The organism is Pseudomonas sp. JS425 (genome assembly GCF_018223845.1).
GTDB classification, from domain to species: Bacteria; Pseudomonadota; Gammaproteobacteria; order Pseudomonadales; family Pseudomonadaceae; genus Aquipseudomonas; species Aquipseudomonas asiatica.
On sequence record NZ_CP073661.1, the window covers coordinates 477,207 to 490,956 of the forward strand.

The following is a 13,750-nucleotide window of genomic DNA, read 5'->3' on the forward strand; positions in this document are numbered from 1 at the left end:
GCGGGTCACCCCACAGAACTCACCTAGAGGTTCATCGCAATGCCTGATTACAAAGCCCCCTTGCGTGATATCCGCTTCGTTCGCGACGAGCTGCTCGGCTATGAGGCGCACTATCAGAGCCTGCCGGGTTGCCAGGACGCCACGCCCGACATGGTCGACGCGATCCTCGAAGAAGGCGCGAAGTTCTGTGAGCAGGTGCTGTCGCCGCTGAACCGCGTGGGTGACCAGGAAGGCTGCACCTGGAGCGAGGCGGGCGTTAAAACCCCGACCGGCTTCAAAGCGGCCTACGAACAGTTCGTAGAAGGCGGCTGGCCGAGCCTGGCGCATGACGTCGAGCACGGCGGCCAGGGTCTGCCGGAGTCGCTGGGCCTGGCGCTGAGCGAAATGGTCGGCGGTGCGAACTGGTCGTGGGGCATGTACCCGGGCCTGTCCCATGGCGCGATGAACACCATCTCTGCGCACGGCACCCCCGAGCAGCAGCACACCTACCTGACCAAGCTGGTATCCGGCGAGTGGACCGGTACCATGTGCCTGACCGAGCCGCACTGCGGTACCGACCTGGGCATGCTGCGCACCAAGGCCGAGCCACAGGCCGACGGTAGCTACAAGGTGTCGGGTACCAAGATCTTCATTTCGGCCGGTGAGCACGACATGGCCGACAACATCGTCCATATCGTCCTGGCCCGCCTGCCGGACGCACCGGCTGGCACCAAAGGCATCTCGCTGTTCATCGTGCCGAAGTTCCTGCCCAACGCCGAAGGCGGTGTGGGCGAGCGCAACGGCGTGAGCTGCGGCTCGATCGAACACAAGATGGGTATCCACGGCAACGCCACCTGCGTGATGAACTTCGACGGCGCTACCGGCTACCTGATCGGCCCGGCCAACAAAGGCCTGAACTGCATGTTCACCTTCATGAACACCGCTCGCCTGGGTACCGCGCTGCAAGGCCTGGCCCACGCCGAAGTCGCGTTCCAGGGTGGCCTGAAGTACGCCCGTGAGCGCCTGCAGATGCGCTCCCTGACTGGCCCGAAAGCACCGGACAAGGCTGCTGACCCGATCATCGTCCACCCGGACGTGCGTCGCATGCTGCTGACCATGAAGGCCTTCGCCGAAGGTAACCGCGCGATGGTGTATTTCACTGCCAAGCAGGTGGACATCGTCAAGTACAGCCAGGATGAAGAAGAGCGCAAGAAGGCCGATGCCCTGCTGGCGTTCCTGACCCCGATCGCCAAGGCGTTCATGACCGAGGTCGGCTTCGAAGCAGCCAACCATGGCGTGCAGATCTACGGTGGCCACGGCTTCATCGCCGAATGGGGCATGGAGCAGAACGTACGGGACAGCCGCATTTCCATGCTGTACGAAGGCACCACCGGCATCCAGGCCCTGGACCTGCTCGGCCGCAAGGTGCTGATGACTCAGGGCGAAGCGCTGAAGGGCTTCACCAAGATCGTGCACAAGTTCTGCCAGGCGCAGGAGGGCAACGAAGCGGTCAAGGAGTTCGTCGAACCGCTGGCGGCGCTGAACAAGGAATGGGGCGAGCTGACCATGAAAGTGGGTATGGCCGCCATGAAGGACCGCGAAGAAGTGGGTGCGGCCTCGGTCGATTACCTGATGTATTCCGGCTACGCCTGCCTGGCCTACTTCTGGGCCGACATCGCCCGCCTGGCGGCCGAGAAACTGGCTGCCGGCACCAGCGAAGAAGCGTTCTACACCGCCAAGTTGCAGACCGCGCGCTTCTACTTCCAGCGCATCCTGCCGCGTACCCGTACCCATGTGGCGACCATGCTGTCGGGTGCCAACAACCTGATGGCGATGGACGAAGAGCACTTCGGTCTGTCGTACTGATCCTGCCGCTGTAAAACGAACCCGCCTGCCTTCACCGGCAGGCGGGTTTTTGCATTTTGGGGCTGCACGCGATCCCTGTGGGAGCGGGCGTGTCGAGGCGTCGAACCGCCGCGAACACCGGCAAAGCCGGTGCCAGCCACCGCGTCGCCTGTTTCGCGGGCATGCCCGCTCCCACAAGCGATAGCGTTCAGGCCGGAACTTCCTGTTCTTCCCTCCTGAAACTCAACTGTTCATGTGCACTGCCGATGAAGTAAGGGCACAATGCCATCATTGATCTGCCGGGTTGGAGATTACCCTTGTTTCGTTTTAACGCTGTTCGCGCGAGCCACTTCCTGCCTTCGCTGATTCTTTTGCTGGCAGGACTCGCCGCGGCCTATGTGAGAGACCTCAGTGTCTTTTTCACATCGCTGTTCAACGTCCTGCCCACCTTGGTCCTGCTGCTGGGTGGCGCCTACTGTGCGGTGTACCGTCGCCAGCGCGAACTGTTCCTGATGCTTACGGTGTACATCGCCTACTACCTGCTCGACACCCAGACCGACTTCTACCGTGACCATGGCCGCGTTCGCGAGGACGCGGCGGTGATCTTCCATCTCGTGTGCCTGCTGCTACCCGCCCTGTTCGGGCTGTATGGTGCCTGGCAGGAGCGCACCCACCTGCTGCAGGACCTGGTCGCCCGTGGCGCCGTGCTGTTCGCCGTCGGTAGCGTGGCGGTGGCCCTGGAGCAAAGCTACCCCCAAGCACTACTGACCTGGTTGGCGGAAATCCGCTGGCCAACCTTGCATGGCCAATGGATGAGTCTGATCCAGATGGTCTATCCGCTGTTCCTCGGCGTGTTCATCCTGCTGGTGGTGCAATACCTGCGTGCGCCACGGCCGCTCCACGCTGCGCAGGTGATGGGCCTGCTGGGTATCTTCTGGATGTTGCCGCAAACCTTCATCCTGCCGTTTACCCTGAACATCATGTGCAGCCAGGTCATGCTGATGATCGCCGCAGCGGTGGCGCACGAGGCCTACCAGATGGCTTTCCGCGACGAACTGACCGGCCTGCCGGGGCGCCGTGCGCTGAACGAGCGCATGCACCGCCTGGGACGCAACTATGTGATCGCCATGACCGATGTCGACCACTTCAAGAAATTCAACGACACCCACGGCCACGACGTCGGCGACCAGGTGCTGCGCCTGGTTGCCAGCCGTCTGTCCAAGGTAACCGGGGGTGGCCGTGCCTACCGCTATGGCGGCGAGGAGTTCGCTCTGGTGTTTGCCGGCAAGACCGCCGAGGAATGCGTGCCCCATGTGGAAGCCGTGCGCGAAATGATCGCCAACTATGTGATGCACCTGCGCGACCAGCACAACCGTCCGCAGGATGATACCGCCGGGCGCCAGCGGCGGGCGGGCAGCAGTGGGGGTACGGTGTCGGTCACCATCAGCATCGGTGTGGCGGAGCGCCATGCCGATCATCGTAACCCCGAAGCGGTGCTGAAATCCGCCGACCAGGCGCTGTACAGCGCCAAGGGCGCAGGGCGTAATTGTGTCATGGTTCATGGGCAACAAGCGCAGCGAGGGGCGGTGCGCACGGCGTGACCGAGCCAGACTATACGGTCTATTGATGACCCTATGTCTCGTAAAAGTTGTTCGGTTACACTGCCTGCAACCCAGTGTCGCGGTTCCCCGAGACCGCCCCGACCCGACTAGCGAGAGGTTGTCATGGCTGAATATAAAGCGCCCCTGCGCGACATGCGCTTCGTACTGAATGAAGTCTTCAACGTGGCCGAGCAGTGGGCGCAGTTGCCCGGGTTGGCCGAGGTTGTCGATGCCGACACAGCCATGGCCGTGCTGGAAGAAGCCGGCAAGGTTACCGCCAAGTCCATCGCACCGCTCAGCCGTGCCGCCGACGAAGAGGGCTGTCACTGGGAAAACGGCGCGGTAAGTACCCCAGCCGGTTTCATCGAGGCGTACAAAACCTACGCCGAAGGCGGTTGGGTGGGTGTGGGTGGCGACCCGCTGTTCGGCGGCATGGGCATGCCCAAGGTCATCTCGGCCCAGGTCGAGGAAATGGTCAACGCCTCCAGCCTGTCCTTCGGCCTGTACCCGATGCTGACTGCTGGCGCCTGTCTGTCGATCAATGCCCACGCCAGTGAAGCGCTGAAGGAAAAGTACCTGCCAAACATGTACGCCGGCGTGTGGGCCGGTTCCATGTGCCTGACCGAGCCGCACGCCGGTACCGACCTGGGCATCATCCGCACCAAGGCCGAGCCCCAGGCCGACGGCAGCTACAAGGTCAGCGGCACCAAGATCTTCATCACCGGCGGCGAGCACGACCTGACCGAGAACATCATCCACCTGGTGCTGGCCAAGCTGCCGGACGCACCGGCGGGGCCGAAAGGCATTTCGCTGTTCCTGGTGCCGAAGTTCCTGGTCAATGAAGATGGCAGCCTGGGGGCGCGCAATCCCGCCACCTGCGGCTCGATCGAGCACAAGATGGGTATCCAGGCCTCGGCCACCTGCGTGATGAACTTCGATGAAGCGGTCGGCTATATCGTCGGTGAGCCGAACAAGGGCCTGGCGGCCATGTTCACCATGATGAACTACGAGCGCCTTGGCGTTGGTATCCAGGGCCTGGCGTCGGCGGAGCGCTCCTACCAGAATGCCGTGGAGTACGCCCGCGACCGCCTGCAGAGCCGCGCCCCGACCGGGCCACAAGCCAAGGACAAGGCCGCTGACCCGATCATCGTCCACCCGGACGTGCGCCGCATGCTGTTGACCATGAAGGCGCTGATCGAGGGTGGCCGTGCCTTCTCCAGCTATGTGGCCATGCAGCTGGACAGTGCCAAGTTCAGCGAAGACACCGCCGTGCGCAAGCGCAGCGAAGAACTGGTGGCACTACTGACGCCGGTTGCCAAGGCCTTCCTCACCGACCTGGGCCTGGAGTGCGCGGTGCACGGCCAGCAGGTGTTCGGCGGGCATGGCTACATTCGCGAATGGGGGCAGGAGCAACTGGTGCGCGATGTGCGCATTACGCAGATCTACGAAGGCACCAACGGCATCCAGGCCCTCGACCTGATGGGGCGCAAGGTGGTGGCCAGTGGTGGGGCATACTACCGGCTGTTCTCCGACGAGATGCGCCAGTTCATTGCCAGCGCAGGTAGCGAGCTGGATGAATTTGCCAAGCCGTTGGGTGCCTGTCTCGATCAGCTCGACGGGCTGACCGAGTGGGTGCTGGAACAGGCCAAGGGCAACCCGAACGAAATCGGGGCGGCTTCGGTCGAGTACCTGCAGGCCTTTGGTTATGTCGCCTACGCCTACATGTGGGCACTGATGGCGCGGGCGGCGAAGGCGGGTGAGGGGGATGAAGCGTTCTATACGGGCAAGCTGGGTACGGCGCGGTTCTACTTTGCGCGGTTGCTGCCGCGGGTGAATTCGCTGGTGGCTTCGGTGAAGGCGGGGAGTGAGTCGTTGTACCTGCTGGATGCCGAACAGTTCTGACAGATATGGGGACTGCGTAGCAGTCCCTGCCGTGTAAGCTTTTTCCTACACAACGTGGTGACTTTTCACCACTGTTCTCAGATTGGATCCACGGTTATTCTTTACCACATGGACGTTGCGCAGGAAGCGCAAAGGACAGATCAAGGACGACGACGAAGGACCACCTGCCAGGATGGCGGGGCGATACGGATGTCACAGGGAAACAGTCTGGAAAACCCCGCTTCGGCGGGGTTTTCTTTGTGCGCGTGTTTTTCAGCCCAGCACATCCAACGGTGATGCACCCAACAGGCGGGCGTCCGTCTCTTCCTCCAGCAACGTGCGCAGCAGCTCCACAGAGGCCTGCTGGCGCTGGGCATCGCGGAACACCAAGCCAACCTTCAGCGGTACCCGTGGCTCGCTCAACGGCTTCCACAGCAGCCCCTGGTCATCCTCGGCGGCCTCCTTGGCCCGCCCCGGCAAGATGGTGGCCAGCGCGGTATGGGCCAGGCTGTCGAGAATCCCCGCCATGTTGTTCATCTCTGCCTGCACCTGCGGCCGACGCCCTTGGCTGGCCAGCTGCGCCTGCCAGATCTGGCGGATCTGGAATTCCTCGCCCAGCATCAGCATGGGCAGCTCGGCGGCCTGGCGAATGGACACCTTCTTGAAGTCCTTCAGCGGGTGGGTAGCGGGGATGACCAGTTGCAGCTCATCTTCGTACAGCAGCAGACCATGCAGCCCCGGCTGGCGTGGCGGCAGGTAGCTGATACCGATGTCCAGGCTGCCATTGAGCAAGCGCCGTTCGATCTCCAGCCCTGACAATTCGTAGATCTGCACCACCAGGTGCGGCTGTGCCCTGCGCAGGCGCTCAAGCAGCTGCGGCACCAGGCTCGGCCGCACGGTCTGCAGCACGCCGATGGCCAAGGTACGCAGCGACTGGCCCTTGAAGTTGCGCATGGCCTCGTGGGCGCGCTGCAGGCCGTCGAGCAACGGCAGGGCGTGGTTGTACAGGGTGTGGGCGGCCAGAGTCGGCAACAGGCGCTTGTTGCTGCGTTCGAACAGGCTCAGGTCGAGGCTGTGCTCCAGCTGGCGGATCTGCTGGGAAAGCGCTGGCTGGGACAGCGACAGGCGCTCGGCGGCGCGGCCCACGTGGCCTTCTTCATACACCGCGACGAAATAACGCAGTTGGCGGAAATCCATAAGTGATACTTATCGAAAATGCTGGAAAAACGAAATGGTCGAAAACCCTCGCGAGGCCTAGTCTATCGCCGTATTCCAACGGGTTACAGCGATGAATCGATCGATTGTTACTCCGGATGAAAAACACTTTTGATAGGCAAGGCAAAATATCGAGTGCCGCACCAAGACCGCACCGTGACCGCCCCTGTCGTGATTGGTTGGAGCCCTGATGAACCTGTTCAACCTGCGCCGCCCGGCCCCTGCCGCCGTCGCCGAGCCCAAGCGTGCGCCGGTGATCGTGCCGGAAGCGCCACAGCTGTCGCGTGAGTGCCTCATGCCCAGCACCGAACGCGCAGCGCAGGTATTCGTGCGTGGCCAGGGCTCCTGGTTGTGGGACAACGAAGGGCATGCCTATCTGGACTTCACCCAGGGTGGTGCGGTCAACAGCCTGGGCCACAGCCCCAGTGTGCTGGTGAAGGCGCTGGGCAGCCAGGCCCAGGCGTTGATCAACCCGGGCTCGGGCTTCCACAGCCGTGGCCTGCTGGGGCTGGTCAACCGCCTGTGCCAGAGCACCGGCAGCGACCAGGCCTACCTGCTCAACAGCGGCGCCGAAGCCTGCGAAGGTGCGATCAAGCTGGCGCGCAAGTGGGGCCAGCTGCACCGTAACGGCGCCTATCACATCATCACCGCCACCCAGGCCTGCCATGGCCGCAGCCTGGGCGCGTTGTCGGCGTCCGACCCGCTGCCGTGCAACCGCTGCGAGCCGGGCCTGCCGGGCTTCAGCAAGGTGCCGTTCAACGACTTGGCGGCGCTGCACGCCGAGGTGGACTCGCGCACCGTGGCGATCATGCTCGAGCCGATCCAGGGCGAGGCGGGTGTCATCCCGGCCACGCAGGAATACCTCAAGGGTGTGGAAACGCTGTGCCGCGAACTCGGCATCCTGCTGATCCTCGACGAGGTGCAGACCGGCATCGGCCGCTGTGGCGCGCTGCTGGCTGAGGAAACCTACGGCGTGCGCGCCGACATCATCACCCTGGGCAAGGGCCTGGGCGGTGGCGTGCCGCTGGCGGCCTTGCTGGCCCGGGGCACGGCGTGCTGCGCCGAGCCTGGCGAACTGGAAGGCAGCCACCATGGCAACGCGCTGATGTGCGCCGCCGGCCTGGCCGTGCTGGATACCGTGCTGGAGCCTGGCTTCTTCACCCAGGTGCAGGACAACGGCCGCCACCTGCGTGAAGGCCTGAGCCGGCTGGCCGGGCGTTATGGCCAGGGCGAAGTGCGCGGACAAGGCCTGCTGTGGGCCCTGCAAATGAAAGAAAACCTGGCCCGCGAGCTGGTGGCGGCTGCCTTGGATGAAGGCCTGTTGCTCAATGCACCGCAGGCGGATGTGGTGCGTTTTTCGCCAGCGTTGACCGTGAGCAAGGGCAACATCGACGAAATGCTGCTGCGCCTGGCCCGTGCCTTTGCCCGCCTGCATGCCCAGCAGCAGGCCCGCCGCGAAATGCCAGCCTAGCGGCCTGGTGACATCGAGAATTCTACGAACCGTCTGGCGTTCCTGCGCATCGCCCTTGGCCTGTTTCATTCGGCCCGGGGCGTTTTTTTTTACCTGTTGAACCTCTGTGGTGGGCGGCTAGTCTCTGATGTAACCCCTTCAGGAGAGACTCGCATGGACTTTATACGCATCATCATCGCCATCATCCTGCCACCGCTGGGCGTGTTTCTGCAGGTGGGGTTTGGCGGGGCGTTCTGGCTGAATATCTTGCTGACCTTGCTGGGGTACATTCCGGGGATCGTGCATGCGGTGTATATCATCGCCAAGCGCTGAAATTGCTGGGGCTGCTCTGCAGCCCTTTCGCGACACAAGGCCGCTCCCACAGGTAAAGTGCAACATTCGGGTTTGCGCGATCGCTTGTGGGAGCGGCCTTGTGTCGCGATGGGCCGCAAAGCGGCCCCAGAGGCTCAGCCCCTCAACACCCGGCAATAGAACTTCCACTCTTCTTCCAAGGCATGCGCCAGGTTCTCCGCCTTGCGGAACCCGTGCCGCTCCCCCGCATAGAAGTGCCCTTCAGCCTCGATCCCGTTAGCCTGCAGTGCCGCCAGCATCGACCGCGTCTGCTCCGGCACCACCACCGCATCCAGTTCGCCCTGGAAGAAGATCACCGGCACCTTGATCTGCCCCGCATGCAGCAGCGGCGTACGCTGGCGATAGCGCTCGGCATCCTGCAGCGGGTCGCCGATCAGCCAGTCCAGGTAGTCCCCTTCGAACTTGTGGGTGGCCCGGCCCAGGGCAACCGGGTCACTGACCCCGTACAGGCTGGCGCCGGCGCGGAACACATCATGGAATGCCAGGGCGCACAGTGTGGTGTAGCCGCCCGCGCTACCGCCGCGGATGAACGCCTTGCGGCTGTCGACCAGCCCACGTCCGGCCAGGTGTTCCACCGCCGCGCAAGCATCGGCCACATCGCTTTCGCCCCAGCGCAGATGCAAGGCCTGGCGGTATTCACGGCCATAGCCGGTGCTGCCCCGGTAGTTCAGGTCGGCGACGGCGAAGCCGCGTTGGGTCCAGTACTGGATGCGCGGGTCGAGCACGGGATAACAGGCCGAAGTCGGCCCGCCATGGATGAACACCACCAACGGCGCGGCACCTTGCGAGCGGGCTGCTGGGTAGAAGAAGCCATGGGCGCGCTGGCCGTCACTGCCGTAGTGGATCGACTGCGGCAGGCTGATATGCCTTGCCGGCAGCACTTCGGCGCCACCAGCCAATACGCTGACCTCGTGGTTGTTGCGGGCGACTGCGATGACCGCCGGCGGGCTGATTGGCGAGGCGGCTATCGCGTACAGGTGTTCTGCATCCATGGCCAGGCTGCGAAAGCGCGTGTAGGCGTTGGCGAAACGCTCCAGGCGGCCATCGGCAGTGCGCAGGCCCAGTTGCCCGAAGCCGTCTTCGAACCAACTGGCCAGATAGCTTCGCGGCCCCAGCGCCAACCAGGTACTGGCGCCCAGTTGCCAGGGGGCTGCGGCGTGGTCCGCCGGCTCGGCAGGAAGGGCCTGCCAGCAGCCATCGACCTCGCCCCAGGGTTGCCAGAAGCCATTGCGGTCAGACAGGCAGTAGAGTCGGCCTTCGCTATCGAAGCGCGGCTGCTGCAGCGATTCGTCAGCGCCGGCCACACATTGCGGGGGCCCCCAGTGGCCACTTGCATCACGTGTGCGGCACATCAGCCTGGTGACGGTCCAGGGTTGTGCCGGGCGGTCCCATTCGACCCAAGCCAGGCGCTGGCCGTCGATACTCGCCGTAGGTGAGGCATAGAAGTCGGCCCCCTCAGCGAGCACTTCGCGAGCTTGTTCCCAAAGGGCGACCAAGCGATGCTCGACCCGTTCGCCATGCTGCTCCTCGACCGCCAGCACCAGGCCGTCGTGCCACTGCACATCGCCGTAGCGGCAGCTGGCATCATCAGTCAGGGCGCGCGGTACCGCGCCTTCCAGGGCCTGGGTATAGACCTGCTGGTCCTTTTCATTGACGAACAGCAGCCCATCACCACCCAGGCAAAAACTGCCACCGCCGTATTCGTACACCCGGCTACGTACGCTGAAGCCATCAGGTGTCAGGCAGCGGGCCTGCTGGTGCTGCCAGTGCCAGATGCGACAGGCACCATCGGCCGGGCGAAACTCGTTCCAGAACAGCCCCGCGGCGCTGACCTTGAGTTCGGCGAAGTCGGTGCCGGCGGCAACTGCCTGGGCCGCGCTGAACTCAGCCGCGGACGATGACACGGGAGTTTCGTTCATTGCGGAAGGTCATCTCTTCAATGGTGAGCTGGGCGCTTTCCGCCTCCTCGCGGGCCTTGAGGATGATGCCGTGGTCGGCCGACTTGGCGCACACCGGGTCGGCGTTGCTGGCATCGCCGGTGAGCATGAAGGCCTGGCAGCGGCAGCCGCCGAAGTCCTTTTCCTTCTCGTCGCAGGAACGGCAGGGTTCGGGCATCCACTCATAGCCACGGAAGCGGTTGAAGCCGAACGAGTCGTACCAGATGTGGTGCAGGTCGTGGTCGCGCACGTTGGGGAACTGCACCGGCAGCTGGCGCGCGCCGTGGCAGGGCAGGGCGGTGCCGTCCGGGGTGATGGTGAGGAACAGGCTGCCCCAGCCATTCATGCAGGCCTTGGGGCGCTCCTCGTAGTAGTCCGGGGTGACGAAGATCAGCTTGCACGGGTTGCCCTCGGCCTTGAGCTTGTCCCGGTACTCGTTGGTGATGCGTTCGGCCCGTTCCAGCTGCGCGCGGGTCGGCAGCAAGCCCAGCCGGTTAAGGTGGGCCCAGCCGTAGAACTGGCAGGTGGCAAGCTCGACGAAGTCGGCCTCCAGGGCGATGCACAGCTCGATGATGCGGTCGATCTTGTCGATGTTGTGCCGGTGGGTGACGAAGTTGAGCACCATCGGGTAGCCATGGGCCTTCACCGCACGGGCCATTTCCAGCTTTTGCGCAAAGGCCTTCTTCGAGCCGGCCAGCAGGTTGTTGACCTGCTCGTCGCTGGCCTGGAAGCTGATCTGGATATGGTCCAGGCCGGCCTTCTTGAAGTCGGCGATGCGCGCCTCGGTCAGGCCGATGCCCGAGGTGATCAGGTTGGTGTAGTAGCCCAGCCGGCGGGCCTCGCCGATCAGTTCGGCGAGGTCCTGACGTACCAGCGGTTCTCCGCCGGAGAAACCGATTTGCGCGGCACCCATTTCCCGGGCTTCGGCCATCACCTTGAACCACTGCTCGGTGCTCAGCTCCTGGCCCTGGGCTGCGAAGTCCAGTGGGTTTGAGCAGTACGGGCACTGCAGCGGGCAGCGGTAGGTCAGCTCGGCCAGCAGCCACAGCGGCAGGCCGACTGCGGGCGTGGGCGGTAACTCAGGCGAGGACGATCCAGTGTTCGGCACGGGCCACCTCCATGAACTGCTCGATGTCATCGGCCACTTCCGGGACACCGGGGAACTGTTGTTCGAGTTCGCTGATGATCGCGGCAACGTCGCGTTGGCCGTCGATCAGGCCACCAATCAGGGCTGCGCTGTCGTTGAGCTTGATCATGCCCTCTGGGTACAGCAGCACATGGCCCTTTTGCGCCGGCTCGTACTGGAAGCGGTAGCCGGGGCGCCAGGCTGGCACTTGATTACGGTCGAAACTCATAGGGGGATCCCTTTGTGCCACACCCGTTCCTGGGTGACGGAGTGATAGGGCGGGCGGTTCAGCTCGTAAGCCATGCTCATGGCGTCGAGCATGCTCCAGAGAATATCCAGCTTGAACTGCAGTATCTCCAGCATACGCTCCTGGCCCGCGCGGGTGGTGTAGTGCTGCAAGGTAATCGCCAGGCCGTGCTCCACGTCACGCCGGGCCTGGCCCAGGCGGGTGCGGAAGTATTCATAGCCGGCCGGGTCGATCCACGGGTAGTGCTGCGGCCAGCTGTCCAGGCGCGACTGGTGGATCTGCGGGGCGAACAGCTCGGTCAGCGAGCTGCTGGCCGCTTCCTGCCAACTGGCCCGGCGGGCGAAGTTGACGTAGGCGTCCACGGCAAAGCGCACACCGGGCAGTACCAGTTCCTGGGAGCGCAGCTGGTCAGGGTCCAGGCCCACGGCCTGGCCCAGGCGCAACCAGGCTTCGATGCCACCGTCCTCGCCGGGCGCGCCATCGTGGTCGAGCAGGCGCTGGATCCACTCGCGGCGTACTTCGCGGTCCGGGCAGTTGGCCAGAATCGCGGCATCCTTCATCGGGATGTTGACTTGGTAGTAGAAGCGGTTGGCTACCCAGCCCTGGATCTGTTCGCGGGTGGCGCGACCCTGGTACATCGCCACGTGGTACGGGTGATGGATGTGGTAGTAGGCGCCCTTGGCGCGCAGGGCCTGCTCGAATTCGGCAGGGGACATTGGCAGTGCGTCGCTCATTCGGCTGGCTCCTGTATAGCTGAGTCTCGGCGCGATCCCTGTGGGAGCGGGTTTACCCGCGAACACCGGCGAAGCCGGTGCCATACACTGTGTGGGATTCTTCGCGGGTGAACCCGCTCCCACAGGGCCTGTGTTGCTTGTGCGATCTGGCTGTTACAACTCGATACTCATGCCATCGAAGGCCACTTCCACACCCCGGCGCAGCACTTCAGCACGCTCGGGCGAGTCTTCGTCGAGAATCGGGTTGGTGTTGTTGATGTGGATAAGTACCTTGCGCTGGCGCGGGAAGCCATCCAGCACCTCCAGCATGCCGCCTGGGCCGTTCTGCGCCAGGTGGCCCATCTCGCGGCCGGTGCGGGTGCCCACGCCACGGCGCTGCATTTCATCATCTTCCCACAGGGTGCCGTCGACCAGCAGGCAGTCGGCGCCGTGCATCATCGTCAGCAGCTTGTCGTCCACCTGGCCCAGGCCCGGGGCGTAGAACAGCTTGCCGCCGGTGCGGGTGTCCTCGACCAGCAGGCCAAGGTTGTCGCCCGGGTGCGGGTCGAAGCGGTGCGGCGAGTAGGGCGGCGCGGCGCTGCGCAGGGGGAACGGGGTGAAGCGCAGGTTGGGGCAGGCGTCGATGACGAAGCTGCCTTCCAGCTCGATGCGGTTCCACTGCAGGCCGCCGTTCCAGTGGCTGAGCATGTTGAACAGCGGAAAGCCCGTGGTCAGGTCCTGGTGGACCATGTCGGTGCACCACACCTGGTGCGGGCAGCCTTCGCGCAGGCTGAGCAGGCCGGTGGTGTGGTCGATCTGGCTGTCCAGCAGGATGATGGCGTTGATGCCGGTGTCGCGCAGGGCGCGGGCCGGCTGCATCGGCGCAAAGGCCTGGAGCTGGGCACGAATATCGGGCGAGGCATTGCACAGCACCCAGTGCACGCCGTCGTCGGACAAGGCGATGGACGACTGGGTGCGTGGCGTGGCTCGCAGGGTGCCGTCACGCAAGCCCTTGCAGTTGACGCAGTTGCAGTTCCACTGTGGGAACCCGCCGCCGGCGGCGGAACCGAGAACCTGGATGTACATGGCCACTCTCTCTGCAGAAACCGTAGCGAAAAAACGAAAACGCCCCGGCAGGCCGAGGCGTTGAACCGTAAGCCGGGCTTAGCGGTTGGCGAAGTACATGGTGACTTCGAAGCCGATGCGCAGATCAGTGTATGCAGGTTTGGTCCACATGGAATTACTCCTTCCGGATGAGGGGGTGGGTTTGTCAGCTACTACTTGGGTACCGCCATTGGCTGGAGGTTCCCAAGGTTGGGATTGCGCTATCTTACAAGAAAAATTTGTACCGAAAGGTTAATTATTCGAAAACTCCGTTGCGGTT

12 protein-coding genes are annotated in these 13,750 nt (G+C 63.9%); 5 read left to right on the top strand and 7 right to left on the bottom strand.

The genetic code is table 11. The features are described 5' to 3' along the window. The first annotated feature begins 39 nt into the window (after nt 1-39). The 3 genes from KDB76_RS02100 (at nt 40) to KDB76_RS02110 (ending at nt 5,327) form a co-directional block, all read left to right on the top strand. Nucleotides 40-1,845 carry a phenylacyl-CoA dehydrogenase gene (locus tag KDB76_RS02100; RefSeq protein WP_013970562.1) on the top strand — a complete coding sequence of 602 codons (1,806 nt, stop codon included), beginning with the start codon at nt 40-42 and terminating at the stop codon, nt 1,843-1,845. A gap of 296 nt (nt 1,846-2,141) precedes the next feature. Then, nucleotides 2,142-3,425 (top strand): GGDEF domain-containing protein, encoded by a 1,284-nt coding sequence (locus KDB76_RS02105; RefSeq protein WP_013970563.1) that lies wholly within the window; start codon nt 2,142-2,144, stop codon nt 3,423-3,425. A 123-nt stretch (nt 3,426-3,548) separates the two neighbouring features. Continuing rightward, nucleotides 3,549-5,327, top strand: coding sequence for an acyl-CoA dehydrogenase C-terminal domain-containing protein (locus tag KDB76_RS02110; RefSeq protein WP_038408574.1), 1,779 nt, complete (start codon nt 3,549-3,551; stop codon nt 5,325-5,327). A 252-nt stretch (nt 5,328-5,579) separates the two neighbouring features. On the opposite strand, the gene KDB76_RS02115 is transcribed toward KDB76_RS02110, so the two are convergent. Next, nucleotides 5,580-6,503 carry a LysR family transcriptional regulator gene (locus KDB76_RS02115; protein ID WP_004375209.1) on the bottom strand — a complete coding sequence of 308 codons (924 nt, stop codon included), beginning with the start codon at nt 6,501-6,503 and terminating at the stop codon, nt 5,580-5,582. Nucleotides 6,504-6,711: 208 nt separating this feature from the next. Between KDB76_RS02115 and KDB76_RS02120 the strand changes: the two genes are divergently transcribed. Together KDB76_RS02120 and KDB76_RS02125 are read left to right on the top strand one after the other, a co-directional pair. Then, nucleotides 6,712-7,992, top strand: coding sequence for an aminotransferase class III-fold pyridoxal phosphate-dependent enzyme (locus tag KDB76_RS02120; RefSeq protein ID WP_024086139.1), 1,281 nt, complete (start codon nt 6,712-6,714; stop codon nt 7,990-7,992). 153 nt (nt 7,993-8,145) lie between these two features. Then, on the top strand, nt 8,146-8,304 hold the full coding sequence (locus KDB76_RS02125) for a YqaE/Pmp3 family membrane protein (RefSeq protein WP_009681539.1): 159 nt from the start codon (nt 8,146-8,148) through the stop codon (nt 8,302-8,304). Nucleotides 8,305-8,438: 134 nt separating this feature from the next. Here KDB76_RS02125 and KDB76_RS02130 read toward each other — a convergent pair whose 3' ends face one another. From KDB76_RS02130 to pqqA, 6 genes are all read right to left on the bottom strand, one after another. Beyond that, on the bottom strand, nt 8,439-10,262 hold the full coding sequence (locus tag KDB76_RS02130; RefSeq protein ID WP_038408575.1) for a S9 family peptidase: 1,824 nt from the start codon (nt 10,260-10,262) through the stop codon (nt 8,439-8,441). Continuing rightward, nucleotides 10,228-11,388 carry a pyrroloquinoline quinone biosynthesis protein PqqE gene (gene pqqE, locus KDB76_RS02135; protein ID WP_024086141.1) on the bottom strand — a complete coding sequence of 387 codons (1,161 nt, stop codon included), beginning with the start codon at nt 11,386-11,388 and terminating at the stop codon, nt 10,228-10,230. Before pqqE ends, KDB76_RS02130 begins: the two co-directional genes overlap by 35 nt. Continuing rightward, the gene (pqqD, locus tag KDB76_RS02140) at nt 11,360-11,635 is read right to left on the bottom strand and encodes a pyrroloquinoline quinone biosynthesis peptide chaperone PqqD (RefSeq protein WP_004375207.1); all 276 of its coding nucleotides are present in this window, start codon (nt 11,633-11,635) and stop codon (nt 11,360-11,362) included. The genes pqqE and pqqD overlap by 29 nt, the downstream gene beginning before the upstream one ends. Next, nucleotides 11,632-12,387, bottom strand: coding sequence for a pyrroloquinoline-quinone synthase PqqC (gene pqqC / locus KDB76_RS02145; protein ID WP_024086142.1), 756 nt, complete (start codon nt 12,385-12,387; stop codon nt 11,632-11,634). The genes pqqD and pqqC overlap by 4 nt, the downstream gene beginning before the upstream one ends. Nucleotides 12,388-12,540: 153 nt before the next feature. Further along, nucleotides 12,541-13,452 carry a pyrroloquinoline quinone biosynthesis protein PqqB gene (gene pqqB / locus KDB76_RS02150; RefSeq protein WP_024086143.1) on the bottom strand — a complete coding sequence of 304 codons (912 nt, stop codon included), beginning with the start codon at nt 13,450-13,452 and terminating at the stop codon, nt 12,541-12,543. Nucleotides 13,453-13,530: 78 nt separating this feature from the next. Then, entirely contained in the window at nt 13,531-13,602 is a 72-nt protein-coding gene (pqqA, locus tag KDB76_RS02155; protein WP_003243383.1) for a pyrroloquinoline quinone precursor peptide PqqA, read from the bottom strand. Nucleotides 13,603-13,750 lie beyond the last annotated feature (148 nt).